Origin of the sequence: Sphingomonas cavernae (assembly GCF_003590775.1) — a bacterium.
Lineage (GTDB): Bacteria > Pseudomonadota > Alphaproteobacteria > Sphingomonadales > Sphingomonadaceae > Sphingobium_A > Sphingobium_A cavernae.
The window spans coordinates 1556253-1571577 of sequence record NZ_QYUM01000003.1 but is presented as its reverse complement, the minus strand read 5'-3'; the positions used below and the strand labels follow the sequence as shown (position 1 = coordinate 1571577).

Below are 15325 nucleotides of genomic sequence, written 5' to 3'. Positions count from 1 at the left end.
ACGTCAAAGGAGCCAAAGTGCAAGCCCCCTCCCGTACGCCAAAACCGCTCGATCACCTGGTTCTACAGGGTTCTCCCGAAGATTTGGCAATTGCGGCCCGATTCGGGACGATCAGCTATCGCGAGCTCGACATATTGGCGGGGCAGATGGCCATGGGGTTGCTGGCGCAGGGGCTCAGGTCCGGCGACCGGGTGGCGGCATGGTTGCCCAAGACGCGTGCGGCATGCGTCCTGCCGCTGGCGGCGGCGCGCGCGGGGCTGGTCTATGTGCCGATCAACCCGCTGCTCAAGCATGCGCAGGTCGCACATATCCTCGCCGACAGCGGCGCAAGCTTGCTGGTCACGCAAGCGACTCGCGCCGAGACATTGGGCGAGGGCGATCGCCCTTCGGATTGCGCGCTGATCACTGACGAGGATGCACTGATCAGCGATGACGTCATGCCGCCATCATCGCGTAACCCCACAGAACTTGTTGAAATTCTCTACACCTCCGGGTCCACTGGACGTCCGAAAGGGGTGATGCTGAGTCACGCCAATCTCTGGCTGGGCGCGGTCAGCGTCGCGCATTATCTGAAGGTCACGCCCGCCGACCGCGTGCTCGGCGCGCTACCCTTCAGCTTCGATTACGGACAGAGCCAGTTGCTCTCGACATGGGCAGGGGGCGGTTGTGCGGTGCCGCTCGACTATCTGACACCGCGCGACGTGATCAAGGCGGTCGAGCGTTTCGGCGTGACCAGTCTGGCGGGCGTCCCGCCGCTTTGGGTGCAACTGGCAGAGATTGACTGGCCCGTGGAATCCCTGGCCCGGATTCGGCGGATAACCAACACAGGTGGCAGGCTGCCGGTACCGCTCGTGCGAGAGCTCCGCGCAATGTTCCCCGCCGCAGAACTTTATCTGATGTATGGGCTGACCGAGGCTTTCCGTTCGACCTATCTCGATCCGGCGCTGACGGATGACCATCCCGACTCGATAGGCCGCGCGATCCCCTTTGCCGAGGTGATGGTGGTGCGCCCCGATGGCAGCCTGACCGATGACGGCGAGCCCGGCGAACTTGTGCACGCCGGACCGTTGGTGGCGCAGGGCTATTGGCGCGATCCCGCGCGGACAGCCGAACGCTTCAAGCCTGCCCCACCGGCCTCGCAACAGGGCGGCATCGCGGTCTGGTCGGGCGACACCGTGGTACGTGATGCGGAGGGTTTGCTGCGCTTTTCAGGGCGCAACGACGAGATGATCAAGACCGCGGGCAACCGTGTCAGCCCAACCGAGATCGAGGAGGCCGCGATCGCGAGCGGCGCGGTGGCCGAAGCTGTTGCGTTGGGCGTCCCTGATCCGCGGTTGGGCGAGGCGATATTGCTTGTCGCTCGTCCGGCAGGCGGTTCGCACGAAGCCGCGCAGGAAAAGCTGAGGTCATGGTTCAGGGCGGAGCTGCCCAACTATATGCAGCCGCGCGAGATCCGCCTGCGTGACGCGTTACCGCGCAATCCCAATGGCAAGCTCGACCGAAGCGCCATCCGGCAGGAGCATTTGGCATGAAACCCATGGGCAGCATCCCCGCCGATTATCGGGGGGAGAATGGTGAACTCATCATCGGCGGCGAACGCGTCTCGAAGATCATCGAAGCCGCGGGAGACACGCCGCTGTTCGTCTATGATCTTTCGATCATAGAGGCGCGAATCGATCGCTTGCGGGCCGCGATGCCCGCGGGGCTGCTGATCCATTATGCGATGAAGGCCAATCCCTTCCCGCCATTGCTCGGCGTCATGGCGGCGCGCGTCGATGGGATCGACGTTGCTTCACAGGGTGAGATGCGCCTTGCACTCGACGCCGGTGCAGCACCCTCCGTCATTTCCTTTGCGGGTCCGGGCAAACGCGATCGCGAGATCGAGGCCGCGCTCGCCCAAGGGGTGACGCTCAATTGCGAATCGGCGAGCGAGGTGGATCGCGCACTCGACATCGGAGGCAGGATTGGCATAGCACCCAGGCTCGCGATCCGGATCAATCCCGACTTCGAGTTGCGAGGATCGGGTATGCGCATGGGCGGGCGTGCCACCGCCTTCGGGGTCGACGTGGCGGAAGTGCCTGACCTGGCATTGCACATCATCGCCGAAGGCGCCGAATGGCGCGGCTTCCATATTTTTAGCGGCTCGCAGGCGCTTGATCCTGACGCATTGGTCGAGGCACAGGCCGCGACGCTGGCCCTGTCTGCCAGACTGTCGACCGAAATCGGGATGGCGCCGCCGCTGGTCAATCTGGGCGGGGGCTTCGGCATTCCCTATTTCCCGGGCGAGGTGCCGCTGGACGTCGAGCGGATTGGCATCGCTCTGGCGCAAGCATTTGAAACGCACGCACATCTGCTCGGCGACACCGAATTCGCGATCGAGCTTGGGCGCTGGCTGGTGGGCGAGGCAGGAGTCTATCTGACGCGGATAATCGACCGCAAGCGGAGTCACGGTGAAACCTTCCTGGTCACTGATGGCGGACTGCACCACCAGCTCGCGGCAAGCGGCAATTTCGGGACTGTGGTGCGCCGCAACTATCCCGTCGCGGTCGCCAACCGTTTCGGTGCAGAGGCGGAAGAGGCGGTAACGGTGGTTGGCTGTCTGTGCACCCCGCTGGACAGGCTCGGCGACCAGGTAGGCCTCCCCCAGGCCAGCCCCGATGATGTCATCGCTGTGTTCATGGCGGGTGCCTATGGCGCGACGGCCAGCCCTTCGGCCTTTCTCGGCCATGGCCCGGCGCAGGAGGTCCTGCTGGGCGGGTGACGCCAGTCCTAACACTATTTTCACCTCTTTCTCCGATACAGGACGCTGATCCAGCGCCGCAGCCGCATTGACCCGTTAGCGCGGGCGCCGGTGGCGCATGGCGCGCAAGGGGTGATAAAAATGCGTTTTGGTTCAGGTGTTTCCAGATCTTTGCTTGGCGCAGGGCTGGCTGCCAGCACTTTGGGCGGCTGCATGGGCGGCGCGGCGAGCCCTGAGCTTCCGTCAGCGTCGTTCGTCGCGCTCGAGGAGAAGCCCGGCGAGGAGTATGTGATCGGCCCGCTGGATGAACTCACCATCTTCGTCTGGCGCAATCCCGAGCTTGGAGCGAAGGTCCAGGTCCGGCCCGACGGGCGGATCACGACCCCGCTGATCGCCGATCTGCCCGCGGTGGGAAAGACGCCCGCAGTGCTTGCCGAGGACATCAAGGGCGCGCTGACCAAGTATATCGAGAATCCGCTGGTTTCGGTGATCGTCGACAAGTTTTCGGGTACTTACTCCCAGCAGGTCCGCATCGTCGGAGCGACCGAAAAGCCTGCCTCGCTCCCCTATCGCGCCAATATGACGTTGCTTGACGCCATGATTGCAGTGGGCGGTCTGTCCGAATTCGCAGCGGGGAACCGTGCGCGCCTGGTGCGCTTCGACCGCGCCAGCGGCAAGCAACAGGAATATGCGCTCAAGATCAACAAGCTGCTCAAGCAGGGTGATTCCAGCGCGAACGTTCGTCTTGCGCCCGGCGACGTCATCATCATTCCCGAAAGTGCGTTTTGATCACGCCATTTTCATGAAGGTTCGCAATCTGTTATGAATGGTGTTTACGACGAGATACGCATCGTGCTGCACGGATTGTGGCAGCGCCGCTGGCTTGCGCTCGCAGTGGGCTGGGCGATCTGCCTGGTCGGCTGGCTCGTCGTATCGCTGATTCCCAACAGCTATGAATCGCACGCGCGCATTTTCGTACAGATGCAGTCGATCCTGCCCGAAAAGATCGGTATCACCCCGGTCGAGCGCCAGCGCGAGATCGACCGGGTGCGCCAGACGCTGACCTCGGCGGTCAATCTCGAAAAGATCGTCCGTGGCACGGATCTCCGGCAGACGGTCGCGAGCGAGCGCGATGTGGCGGACAAGGTCGCCGTGCTTCAGGAAACGATCAAGGTCACCGCCCAGCGGGACAACCTGTTCGAGATCACTGCGACTGCGTCCTTTCCCGGCATGTCGGACGCCGGGAATGCCAAGCTGGCGCGCGATATCGCGCAGAAGCTGATCGACATCTTCGTCGCCGAGAACATGGCGGGCGGGCGTGAGGAGACGCAACAGACGCTGCGCTTCCTCGACAGTCAGCTCGCCGAGCGCGAGCAGCAGCTTCAGGATGCCGAACAGAAGCGGATGGCGTTCGAACAGCAATATACGGGGCTTCTCCCGGGTGTCGGATCGCTTGCCGAACGGATGCAGGCGGCGCGCGTTGAACTGTCGCAGGTCGACGCTGACCTCGGAGCTGCGCAGAGTTCGTTATCCGCGGTCAACGCGCAGATGGCGGGGACAGGCAGCACCGCGGGCGCCATGCCCTCGTCCGCCGGGCCCGCAGCGCAGCGCCTGGCGGAAATCGAAGGCCAGATCGCGGGTGCACGCGCGCGCGGCTGGACCGAGGCGCATCCCGATGTCGTCGCGCTTAATCGCCAGCTTTCCGCCGCACGCGCCGCGGCGAGCGGGGAGCCGCGTATCGGCGGCGGTGCGGGAGCGGCTTCCAATCCGCTCTATATTTCGCTGCGCGCGATGCAGGCTGAAAAGCAATCAATCGTTGCCGCGCTGAGCGCGCGCAAGAACCAGCTCCAGCGCGACATGAACCTGTTGATGGCGAAACAGAGCGCCGACCCCGGCGTGGTGGCCGAGCAAGGGCGCATCAGCCGCGACCATGACGTGCTCAAGCAGCAATATGACAAGCTGCTCGAGGACCGCGAGCAGATTCGCCTGAGGAACGAGGTCGAGAGCCAGACCGATTCGGTGATCTTCAAGCTGATCGATCCGCCGACGAGCCCACGCATACCCGTCTCGCCCAACCGCCCGCTGTTGCTGGTGCTCGTGCTGGTGGCTGGCGTCGGCGGCGGCATCGCCGCGGCGTTCGCGAAGGGACAGCTCCAGACGACCTACGCCACCGGGGAAAGGCTGGCCAAGGCGAGCGGGCTCCATGTGATCGGTACGATCAGCGAGGTGCTGAGCACAGCCGAGCGGGAAGCGCGCCGCAAGAAACTGCGCTGGTTCGCAGGCGGCGCGGGCGGGCTGGCAGCCATGTTGGTGCTGCTCCTGCTCGTCGAATTCATCCAGCGCGGCATGGTCGCCTGAGGGATAGGTCATGAACAAACACACACCCCTCAGCGCGAACGGCTCGCTTCTCGAGCGCGCTTCGCAGGTCTTCGATTTGCGAAAGGCCGTTGCGGACAATGTCGTCGAGCTGCCGACGCCGGCGGTTTTCGTCCAGGCCGCGCCGGTCACGCCGCGGACCGAAACCCTGCCTTTGCACACGCCGCGCGCCTTTGCGGGGCGGCAGGGCAGCGTTGACCGTGACGCGTTGAAGGAAGCCGGATTCATCCTCCCCGATATGCCCGCCGGGCTGTTGGGCGAGGAATTCCGACTTGTGAAGCGCCAGTTGCTGATCGACGCCAAGGCCAATCCTGCCCCCAAGGGCCGGATGATCCTCGTAGCGTCCGCCAAACCCAATGAGGGCAAGACCTTTTCGGCGATCAACCTTGCGCTCTCCATGGCCGCCGAGAAGGACGTCGAGGTCCTGCTGGTCGATGCGGACTTCGCCAAGCCCGAGATACTGGCGACGTTGGGGCTGGAGGATGGTCCCGGGCTCATGGATGCGCTGGCCGACCCCACGCTCGACGTCGAGAGCTGCATCGTGCGCACCGATGTTGCGGGGCTCTATGTTCTTCCAGCCGGCCAGCAGACCAACAGTGACACCGAACAACTCGCGTCCGTGCACACTGCGGCCGTGCTCGAGACGCTGCTCACCAGCAATCCCGCGCGGATCGTGATCGTCGATTCGCCGCCGGCGCTTGCGGCATCTCCAGCCTCGGTGCTCGCGCTTCATGCCGGGCAGTGCGTGATGGTGGTCAAGGCCGACCGCACGACCGAAGCAGAGCTGCGCGATGCGCTCGGGCTGCTCCACGGGTGTGAGACCATAAGGTTGTTGCTCAATGCGGTGAGCTACAAGGCCGATTCCCGCAGCTTCGGTACCTATTACGGATATGGGGACTGAGCGTGCGCACCTTTTCGGCATGGCTGGCAGCTCTTGCCGCGCTCGTCGCGGCTGCGCCTGCACATGCCGAAAAGGAAATCACGCCTTATATCGAGATCCAGCAGGTACTTGACGCCAATCTCGATGACGGTGGCGACGTCCTTACCTACACGACGCTGGCGGCGGGAATTGACGCGGTGGTCACCAAGCGTCGCACGCAAGTCCAGATCAGCTATCGCTACGAACATCGCTTCGCCTGGGATGATAACAGCAGTGACGAGGACGTCCATTCGGGCCTGGCGCGCGCCGCGATCCAGGTCGTGCCCGATGTGCTCACGCTTGAGGGCGGCGCGCTCGCAACGCGGTCGCGCGTCGATATCCGGGGCGCAGCCCCCAATCCGGCGCTCAGCGGCGGCGACAACATCACCCAAGTCTATTCCTTTTACGCCGGACCGACCCTCAACACGATGGTGGGCGATCTTGGCGTCAACGCGAATTATCGCTTCGGTTACACCAAGGTCGAGGCCGACAGCGATTTCGCGCTGCCGCCCGGCCAGGTGCCGCTCGACGTTTACGACGACGCCACAAATCATCTGGCGAGCGTCTCAGTCTCGCAGCGTCCGGGCGCGCTGCCCTTTGGCTGGAGCCTTGGCGCCGGATGGGAACGCGAGGATGCGAGCCAGCTCGACCAGCGTTTCGACGGTCGATTCATTCGCGGCGACATTACCGTGCCCGTTTCGCCGACGCTCGCACTGGTGGGTGGCGTTGGTTACGAGGATATCGAGGTCAGCCAGCGGGATGCGCTCCGCGACGCCAATGGCGCGCCGATCCGCGATAATGATGGCCGTTTCGTCACCGATCCCAATTCCGAGCGCAAGCTCGCCTATGATATTGACGGCCTGATTTACGATGCCGGCGTCGTATGGAAGCCCGGCCGCCGCACCCAGCTCGAGGCGCGTGTCGGACGGCGTTATGGCGGCACGACGGTGATCGGTTCGCTCAGCCATCAGCTCAGTCGCCATGCGGGCGTGCAGGTGGTCGTCTATGACGGTGTCGAGAGCTTCGGCCGTCTGCTCAGCGACAACATCGCGCGTCTGCCGACGAGCTTCAACGTTCCCGGCAATCCGCTGGCCGGCGGCTTCAACGGCTGCATCTTCGGCGAAAGCGAGGGGACGGGAGGCTGTTTGAACGACGTGTTCCAGTCGATCAGCACCGCCAATTTTCGCAGCCGGGGCATCAACGCAATCTATGCTGCGACGCAGGGGCGGACGTCATACGGGCTTGGGCTCGGTTACGCCCAGCGCAAATATTACGCCCCGCGCTTCGCGACGGGCTTCAGCGTGAACGGCCTCAAGGACGAGAGCTGGTTCGCCCAAGGCTATTGGGCTTATGAACTCAGCGAACGCTCTGGCGTCAACGCCAGCGCCTATCTCAGCCAGTATGACAGCGGGCTCCCTTTCGCACCCGATGTGACCAGCGCGGGCGCGACGCTTGCCTATTTCCACAATTTCAGCCGGAGACTGACGGGCACCGCCGCGCTCGGCCTCTATTCCTTCGATCAACAGGGGTTCGCGAGCGACCTCACGGCATCGGCGCTCGCAGCCATGCGGTACCAGTTCTAGGAGCACGCAGGATGTACAGCGAATTCTACGGCCTGACGGCGCGGCCCTTCCAATTGACGCCCGATCCGCGCTTTTACTTCGACAGCGCGACGCACAAGAAGGCGATGGCCTATCTGGGCTATGGCCTGGCGCAGGGAGAGGGCTTCATCGTCATCACTGGCGATATCGGCACGGGCAAGACCACGCTCGTCGGGCACCTGATGGCGACGGTCGATCGCGAGCGCCTCACCGCGGTCAAGATCGTGTCCACCCAGATCGAAGGCGACGACATGCTGCGAATGACTGCGCAGGCGATGGGCGTTTCGACCGAGGGTGTCGAAAAGGCGCAGATCCTCGACCGGATCGAGCGCTTTCTGATGGCGCAGGCGGAACATGGCAAGCGCACGCTGCTGATTGTCGACGAAGCGCAGAACCTGCCGATCTCGGCGCTGGAAGAGTTGCGCATGCTCTCCAACTTTCAGGCGGGCGGGCACGCGCTGCTCCAGATCTTTTTGCTCGGCCAGCCCGAATTCCGGGCCAGGCTCAACGGCAGCGATCGGCTCGAACAATTGCGGCAGCGCGTGATCGCCACGCATCATCTCGAACCGATGCAGGCCAATGAGATAGAGCCCTATCTCATTCATCGCCTGACGCTCGCGGGATGGCAGGGCAATCCCCGCTTTGCGCCTGAGGCGTTCGCACGGATGTACGCGCACAGCGAAGGCGTGCCGCGTCGTTTGAACGCGCTGGCAAGCCGCGTGATGCTGTTCGGCGCGATTGAGCAGCGCAGCCTGATCGATGGCGAGGACGTCGCGGCAGTTATCGCGGACATGGACGGCGACGTGGCCCCCGAATCTGTCCCTGTCGCATCGGCCGAACCGGCAGCCGCGATTGTGACGCCGGAGCCTCAAATCGTTCTGGCACCCGCGCCGGTCGCGGCGACGCCCAGTATCCGGCCCGAACCGGTAATCGACCCCGCACTGGTGGCGCGGATCGAGATGCTCGAAGGCCGTGTCGCGGAACAGGAGGCCGCGATCCGTCGCGTTCTCGGCCTGCTGATCGACTGGGTGGAGAGCGACACGGCAACACCCGACCTGCACGCCGTGCGTGGCGCGGCCTGAACCGCGGGATGGCGTGATGCGCAACGCGCTTTCAGTCGATATTGAAGATTGGTTTCAGGTTGGCGCCTTCGAGAAGACGATCGACCGCGCCGACTGGGACAGCCTCGTGCCGCGCGTGGAGCGGAATACCGAGGCCGTTCTCGAGCTGTTCGAGCGCAAGGGGGCCAAGGCGACCTTCTTCACCCTGGGTTGGGTCGCCGAACGCTACCCTCAGCTCATCCGCCGTATCGTGGCGGAGGGACATGAAATTGCGAGCCATGGCTGGGATCATCTGCGCGTTTTCACGATGACGCCCGAGCAGTTTCGCGCCGATATCGGGCGGACGCGCAAGACGCTCGAGGATGTGAGCGGTCGCCCGGTGATCGGCTACCGCGCGCCGAGCTTCTCGATCGATCCGCGCACGCCCTGGGCGCATCCCATCCTCGCCGAGCAGGGCTATGCCTATTCGTCGAGCGTGGCGCCTGTGCATCACGATCATTATGGCTGGCCAGACGCACCGCGTTTCACCTTCCGGCCCGTCGCGGGAAGCGCGCTGATCGAGATTCCGGTGACGACGGCGCGGCTCGGTTCACGCAACCTGCCCACGGGCGGTGGATTCTGCCGCTTGCTACCCTATCGCTATTCGCGCTGGGCCTATACGCGCGCCAATCGCTACGACGCGCGCCCCGCGGTGCTTTACTTCCATCCGTGGGACATCGACCCGGGCCAGCCGCGCGTTGCCAATGCGCCGCTGCGCTCGAAGCTCCGCCACTACACCTTGCTGTCCGCGATGGAAGGCAAGCTCGAGCGGCTGCTGGATGAATTCACATGGGGACGGATGGACGACGTCGCCGCGGCCGAGGCCAAGCGGACGCGATGACCGCGGCGGTCGCCCATCCGTTGACGGGCCTCCGTGTCGCCGATCTGCGCGATACGGCCGAATGTGCGCGGATCGATGCGCTGGTGCGGGAACACGCATGCGCCACGCCCTTCCATCTGACGGCATGGAGCCGCGCGGTGGAAAGCGGCTGTGGACAGCGCGCCCGCTATCTGGTTGCCGAAAGCGCGACCGGCGCATTGAAAGGCGTGCTTCCGCTCACCGAAATCCGCTCGGCGCTGTTCGGCAACGCGCTCGTTTCGGCAGGATTTGCGGTTGGCGGCGGGATGTTGACGGAGAATGACGCCGCCGGGGAGGCTCTGGGACGCAGCGCATTGGCACTGGCGCAAACGCTCGGCTGCGCTTCGGTGGAGCTGCGGGGCGGTCCGCTTCCCGGCGAGGAATGGCAACGCAGCGAGGGTGTTTATGCTGGCTTCTCTCGCCCGATCTCAGGCGATGACGAGGCCGAGTTGCTCGCCATTCCACGCAAGCAACGCGCCGAAGTGCGGCGAGCGCTCGGCTTCGACCTGACGGTGGAGACCGGTAGTGCGCAGCGCGACCGCGATGCGCACTACCGCGTCTATGCGGAAAGCGTCCGCAATCTCGGCACGCCCGTCTTCCCGCGTGCATTGTTCGGTGCCGTGCTCGACGAGTTCGACGATGCCGCCGATATCCTCACGATCAGCCATCAGGGCCGCCCGATAGCCTCGGTGCTCAGCCTCTATTTCGGTGGCACGGTGATGCCCTATTGGGGCGGCGGCACAGCCGAGGCGCGGCGATGGCGCGCTAATGACCTGATGTACTACGCGCTGATGAAGCATGCGCGGGCGCGCGGATGCACCCGCTTCGACTTCGGACGGTCGAAGGTCGGGACAGGGGCCTACGCTTTCAAGAAGAACTGGGGATTCTCGCCCGAACCGCTCGCATATGCGCTTCGCACTGGCGAAGGTGCAGCACCGCGCGCGATCAATCCGCTCGATCCAAGATATCGACTCAAGATCGCGCTGTGGCAGCGAATGCCGCTCGCGCTTGCCAACCGGATCGGGCCATTCATCGCGCGCGGGCTGGGTTGATGGGCGACATCGTCTTCCTCGCGCACCGCATTCCCTGGCCGCCCAACCGTGGCGACAAGATCCGATCGTGGCATCTGCTGCGAAAACTGACGACGCTCGGCCCCGTCCATCTCGCCTGTTTCGCGGATGACGACGCCGATCTCGCGCACCGCGACGTGCTTGCGCCACTCCTGGCGTCGATCCATGTCGAGAAACGGACCCGATCGCGCGCCGCAGGCGCGCTTGCCGGCCTGCTCGAGCGCAAGCCGCTATCGCTGAGCCTGTTCGAGAGCGTCGGCATCCGGCGGTTTGTCGCGGACAAACTCGCCTCGCACGACGTCGACTGCATCTTCGCTTTTTCCGGGCAGATGGCGCAATTCGTGCCCGATAATCTGGGCACGACGCGCTTTGTAATGGATTTCGTCGACGTCGATTCCGCAAAATTCGCGTGCTATGCCGAGAGCGCAACACCGCCGATGCGCTGGATCCACGCGCGCGAGGGGCGCAAGCTCGCCGCCTTCGAGAAGACCGTGGCTGCGCGCGCTGACGCCAGTCTGTTCGTGAGCGAGGCCGAGGCATCGCTGTTTCGTGCGCGTTCAGGCCTCGGGCAGGAGCGCGTCTTCGCTCTCGAGAACGGCGTCGATCTCGCGGCCTTCGATCCCGACGGCTCGTACAGCCTGCCCGCCAAGCCCGGCGCACTGATCGTTTTCACCGGCCAGATGGACTACCGACCCAATATCGATGCTGTGATCCGGTTCGCCGAACAGAGTTTCCCGGCGATCAGGGCGGCGCGCCCCGACACATGTTTCGCGATCGTCGGGCGCAAGCCCGATCCGGCGATCACCGCGCTGTCGACCTTGCCCGGAGTCCTTGTAACGGGCGAGGTGCCCGATGTACGGGGCTGGCTTGCGGCTGCGGATGTTGTCGTGGCGCCGCTCGGCATCGCGCGTGGCGTGCAGAACAAGGTGCTCGAAGCAATGGCGATGGCGCGCGCGGTGGTCGCGTCGCCCGCCGCATTCGAAGGAATAGACGCTGAACCGGGCCGCGATCTGATCGTCGCGAACGGCAGCGTTGCCGAGTCCGAAGCGGTTCTGGCACTGCTCGCCAATCCGCAACGCGCTACCGCCGTGGGACGGGCTGCGCGCGCGCAGGTCGAACGCCGCTACGGCTGGGACGCTCGGCTCGCTGGCTTGCCCGCAATCGTTGGTGGTCGCGCCGCGCAAGTTGCGGAGGCAGCCGAATGACCATCACAACGCCCATCACGATCGACGACGCCACGCCCGTGAGCGAAAGCTGGCGGCGGCAGGGACTTCTGACAGCCGTCGCGATCGTGCTGATCCTCGCGCTGTTCGCGCGCGATACCGTGGATATCGCCTCGATCTGGTGGAACAGCTCGACCTTCGGGCATTGCCTGCTGATCCCGCCGATCCTTGCGTGGCTGGTATGGCAGCGCTGGCCCGATCTGTTGGCTTTGGTCCCCTGTGGCTGGGCGTGGGGACTGGTTCCCGTCGCGGGGGGCGCATTGGGCTGGCTGCTGGGCGACGCAGCGGGTGTGGCGCTGGCTCGGCATCTCGGGCTCGTCCTGATGCTCCAGGGAGCGGTGATTGCGCTGTTGGGCCCCAAAGTGGCGCGGGCGCTGGCCTTTCCGATATTCTACATGATCTTCATGGTGCCCTTTGGCGAAGAGCTGGTGCCGCCGCTCCAGACGATTACGGCGAAGATGTGCATGGTCCTGCTCGATCTGGTCGGCATTCCCGCGCGCATCGAGGGCGTCTTCATCACCACGCCCAATGGCTATTTCGAAGTCGCCGAGGCGTGTTCGGGGGTCAACTTCCTGATTGCGATGATCGCATATGGCGCGCTCGCGGCCAATCTGTGCTTCATGAACTGGCGTCGGCGCTTGCCGTTCATGCTGCTGTGTGTGTTGGTGCCGATCCTGGCCAACGGCATCCGTGCATGGGGAACGATCTATATTTCGGAACTCACCAGCATCAGCTTTGCCGAAAGCTTCGACCATGTCGTCTATGGCTGGGTGTTTTTCGCGATCGTGATGGCGATCGTGATGGGCATTAGCTGGCCGCTTTTCGACCGGTCGAACGATACCTGCTGGTTCGACTCCGAAAGACTGATCGAACCCATGAGAGAACAACGCTATCCTTATGCGTTACCTGCCGCCGTTGTCGCGATGGTTGCCGCACCGCTGCTGTGGTCGGCTGCTATCGCCGCAACGGGGCGGACTTCGATGCCGTCCGGCATATCCTTGCCAGAGGTGGCGGGCTGGCAGCGCGTGCAGCTTTCGACACGATATCCCTGGTTTCCGCACTTCGTCGGGGCCGACCACCGGCTGATCGGTCGCTACCGCAATGCCGCGGGTGACGAGGTCGATCTCGCCATCCTCCTCTTCGCGTACCAGGAAGAAGGCAAGGAACTGGTCGGCTACGGTCAGGGCGCGGTCGATCCCGCGAGCGACTGGGCGTGGACCGCAACCGCTGTCGCGCCATCCGGCGGAATCGCTGAGAGGATTGTCGCGCCCGGCCCTGTAACGCGTGAAGTGGTGAGCTTTTACCGGGTCGGCGGCACGCTCACCGGCAGCGCCACACGCGTGAAGCTGGAAACACTGAAGTCACGCCTGATTGGCGGAGATCAGGCCGGCGTGGCGGTGCTCGTGTCGGCGGAAGAGGGCGTCGCTCGGTCGGCTCGTCCGGCGATCGACGCCTTCCTCACGAGCCTTGGGCCGGTCGATCGGTTCGCTGACGATATTGCCGCCAGCGCGCGCGGCGGATAGGGCGCGCTTCCATGTGCGGAATCGCGGGCCTGTTCCATCTTCATACGCCGAAGCCCGTCGATCCCGCCCGGATCGCGGTGATGACCGATGTCCTCATCCACCGCGGCCCCGACGGATCGGGTGTCTGGACCGCGCCGGGCGTCGGCCTGGGCCACAGGCGTCTGTCGATCATCGATATCGGTGGCGGCGCCCAGCCCATGACAAGCGCGGACGGGCAGATCGCCGTTACCTATAATGGCGAGATCTATAATTTTGCCGAACTGCGCGCCGAACTCGAGCAGCATGGCCATGTGTTTCGCACGCACAGCGACACCGAGGTGATCGTCCATGGCTGGCGGCAATGGGGGGTCGATTGCCTGACGCGCTTCAACGGCATGTTCGCTTTCGCGTTGTTCGACGCCGGGCGGCAGGCGCTGTTTCTCGCGCGCGACCGGCTTGGGGTGAAGCCACTGCATATGACGAGACTGTCCGACGACAGTCTCGCATTCGCTTCCGAGCTCAAAGGCCTGATGGCGCACCCGCTGTTCCGCCGCAAACCCGATATCCGCGCTGCCGAGGATTTTCTGGGATTGGGCTATGTCCCCGATGACGCCAGCATCATGGCCGGCGTCGCGAAGCTGCCCGCAGGCCATTACCTGCTGATCGAGCGTGGCAAACCGATGCCACAGCCGACGCAATGGTGGGACGTCGATTTCAGCCGCCGCGCCTCGGGCTCGACGCGTGCGCTGGAAGAGGAACTGGTCGAGCATATGCGCGCCGCGGTCACCTCGCGCATGGTCGCTGACGTGCCGCTGGGTGCGTTCCTTTCGGGGGGAGTCGACAGCTCGAGCGTCGTCGCGCTGATGGCGGAGGCGAGCAATCGTGCGGTCCAGACCTGCTCGATCGGTTTCGATCGCGCCGACCATGACGAGACGCACCATGCCCGGCTCGTCGCCGAACGCTTCGCCACCGATCACCGCGAGCGTATCGTCGCGGCCGACGATTTTGCGCTGATCGACACGCTTGTTACGGCCTTCGACGAACCCTTTGCCGATGCCTCGGCGCTGCCCACCTATCGCGTCTGCGAACTTGCGCGCGAAAGCGTAACAGTCGCGCTATCGGGCGACGGTGCGGATGAGGCATTTGCCGGCTATCGCCGCCATCGCTTCCATGCCGCGGAGGAGCGCGTGCGTGGACTCGTTCCCAAGGAACTGCGCCGAAGCGTGTTCGGCGCGCTGGGCGGGATCTGGCCCAAGGCGGACTGGGCCCCACGTCCTTTGCGCGCCAAGACCACATTTCAGGCGCTCGCGACCGACGGCGCGCATGCCTATGCGCTCGCGGTTGGCGTCACGCCGCCAGCGATTCGCGAGCGGATCTTCAGCGCGGAAGCGATGCGAGCGCTTCAGGGCCACCGGGCAGAAGCCCGTTACGAGGCGGCAATGAAAGCTGCACCCGCGCGCGACTCGCTCGACCGCGCGCAATATGCGGATCTCAAGATCTGGCTGCCCGGCGATATCCTGACCAAGGTCGATCGCACGAGCATGGCGGTGAGCCTCGAGGCGCGCGAGCCGCTGCTAGACCATCGTCTCGTCGAATTCGCAGCGTCGCTGCCCGCGTCGATGCGGTTGCGCGGCGGGACGGGCAAGTGGCTGATGAAAAAGGCGATGGAGCGCTATCTGCCCGAACAGATCCTCTACCGCCCGAAGATGGGCTTTGTGACGCCGATCAGCGCGTGGTTTCGCGGCGCGTTGGCCGATGAAGCCGAGCATATCGCGCGCGGCTCAACACTCGCGGAGACGGGCTGGTTCAACATGGTTGCACTGGAAGGAATCGTCGCCGCACATCGCAGCGGCGTCAGCGATCACGGTCGCCTGCTCTGGCAATTGCTGATGCTCGACAGATCGCTGGCGCGCCTGTTCGGCACCGCCCGCTGAA

Annotated in this window: 12 protein-coding genes; all 12 read left to right on the top strand. The window is 64.6% G+C overall.

Annotated features, from left to right (window positions below):
* Positions 1 to 17: 17 nt before the first annotated feature.
* The 12 genes from D3876_RS15150 to D3876_RS15095 all read left to right on the top strand — a co-directional run bounded on the left by D3876_RS15150 (position 18) and on the right by D3876_RS15095 (position 15324).
* Positions 18 to 1532 carry an acyl-CoA ligase (AMP-forming), exosortase A system-associated gene (locus D3876_RS15150; protein ID WP_119763935.1) on the top strand — a complete coding sequence of 505 codons (1515 nt, stop codon included), beginning with the start codon at positions 18 to 20 and terminating at the stop codon, positions 1530 to 1532.
* Entirely contained in the window at positions 1529 to 2761 is a 1233-nt protein-coding gene (locus tag D3876_RS15145) for a pyridoxal-dependent decarboxylase, exosortase A system-associated (RefSeq protein WP_119763548.1), read from the top strand. The genes D3876_RS15150 and D3876_RS15145 overlap by 4 nt, the downstream gene beginning before the upstream one ends.
* Before the next feature lie 120 nt (positions 2762 to 2881).
* Positions 2882 to 3529, top strand: coding sequence for an XrtA/PEP-CTERM system exopolysaccharide export protein (locus tag D3876_RS15140; protein WP_119763546.1), 648 nt, complete (start codon positions 2882 to 2884; stop codon positions 3527 to 3529).
* A gap of 33 nt (positions 3530 to 3562) precedes the next feature.
* Positions 3563 to 5098 carry an XrtA system polysaccharide chain length determinant gene (locus D3876_RS15135; protein ID WP_119763544.1) on the top strand — a complete coding sequence of 512 codons (1536 nt, stop codon included), beginning with the start codon at positions 3563 to 3565 and terminating at the stop codon, positions 5096 to 5098.
* Positions 5099 to 5108: 10 nt separating this feature from the next.
* Entirely contained in the window at positions 5109 to 6017 is a 909-nt protein-coding gene (locus D3876_RS15130) for an AAA family ATPase (protein WP_119763542.1), read from the top strand.
* 2 nt (positions 6018 to 6019) lie between these two features.
* Positions 6020 to 7618 (top strand): porin family protein, encoded by a 1599-nt coding sequence (locus tag D3876_RS15125; protein WP_238475390.1) that lies wholly within the window; start codon positions 6020 to 6022, stop codon positions 7616 to 7618.
* A gap of 11 nt (positions 7619 to 7629) precedes the next feature.
* The gene (locus tag D3876_RS15120) at positions 7630 to 8718 is read left to right on the top strand and encodes an XrtA/PEP-CTERM system-associated ATPase (RefSeq protein ID WP_119763538.1); all 1089 of its coding nucleotides are present in this window, start codon (positions 7630 to 7632) and stop codon (positions 8716 to 8718) included.
* Positions 8719 to 8734: 16 nt separating this feature from the next.
* Positions 8735 to 9577 (top strand): XrtA system polysaccharide deacetylase, encoded by an 843-nt coding sequence (locus tag D3876_RS15115; protein ID WP_119763536.1) that lies wholly within the window; start codon positions 8735 to 8737, stop codon positions 9575 to 9577.
* Positions 9574 to 10647, top strand: coding sequence for a FemAB family XrtA/PEP-CTERM system-associated protein (locus tag D3876_RS15110; RefSeq protein ID WP_119763933.1), 1074 nt, complete (start codon positions 9574 to 9576; stop codon positions 10645 to 10647). The genes D3876_RS15115 and D3876_RS15110 overlap by 4 nt, the downstream gene beginning before the upstream one ends.
* Complete coding sequence (locus D3876_RS15105; protein WP_119763534.1) at positions 10644 to 11870, top strand: TIGR03087 family PEP-CTERM/XrtA system glycosyltransferase; 1227 nt, start codon at positions 10644 to 10646, stop codon at positions 11868 to 11870. The genes D3876_RS15110 and D3876_RS15105 overlap by 4 nt, the downstream gene beginning before the upstream one ends.
* Positions 11867 to 13411 (top strand): exosortase A, encoded by a 1545-nt coding sequence (gene xrtA, locus D3876_RS15100; protein WP_119763532.1) that lies wholly within the window; start codon positions 11867 to 11869, stop codon positions 13409 to 13411. The genes D3876_RS15105 and xrtA overlap by 4 nt, the downstream gene beginning before the upstream one ends.
* A gap of 11 nt (positions 13412 to 13422) precedes the next feature.
* Positions 13423 to 15324, top strand: coding sequence for an XrtA/PEP-CTERM system amidotransferase (locus D3876_RS15095; protein WP_119763530.1), 1902 nt, complete (start codon positions 13423 to 13425; stop codon positions 15322 to 15324).
* The last annotated feature ends 1 nt before the right edge of the window (position 15325 follow it).

What these genes read in the sequence shown, in the direction of transcription:
- D3876_RS15115 (WP_119763536.1), top strand. Translation starts at nt 8,735, where the DNA reads ATGCGCAACGCGCTTTCAGTCGATATTGAAGATTGGTTTCAGGTTGGC.
- D3876_RS15110 (WP_119763933.1), top strand. Translation starts at nt 9,574, where the DNA reads ATGACCGCGGCGGTCGCCCATCCGTTGACGGGCCTCCGTGTCGCCGAT.
- D3876_RS15130 (WP_119763542.1), top strand. Translation starts at nt 5,109, where the DNA reads ATGAACAAACACACACCCCTCAGCGCGAACGGCTCGCTTCTCGAGCGC.
- D3876_RS15140 (WP_119763546.1), top strand. Translation starts at nt 2,882, where the DNA reads ATGCGTTTTGGTTCAGGTGTTTCCAGATCTTTGCTTGGCGCAGGGCTG.
- D3876_RS15120 (WP_119763538.1), top strand. Translation starts at nt 7,630, where the DNA reads ATGTACAGCGAATTCTACGGCCTGACGGCGCGGCCCTTCCAATTGACG.
- D3876_RS15145 (WP_119763548.1), top strand. Translation starts at nt 1,529, where the DNA reads ATGAAACCCATGGGCAGCATCCCCGCCGATTATCGGGGGGAGAATGGT.
- D3876_RS15095 (WP_119763530.1), top strand. Translation starts at nt 13,423, where the DNA reads ATGTGCGGAATCGCGGGCCTGTTCCATCTTCATACGCCGAAGCCCGTC.
- D3876_RS15135 (WP_119763544.1), top strand. Translation starts at nt 3,563, where the DNA reads ATGAATGGTGTTTACGACGAGATACGCATCGTGCTGCACGGATTGTGG.
- xrtA (WP_119763532.1), top strand. Translation starts at nt 11,867, where the DNA reads ATGACCATCACAACGCCCATCACGATCGACGACGCCACGCCCGTGAGC.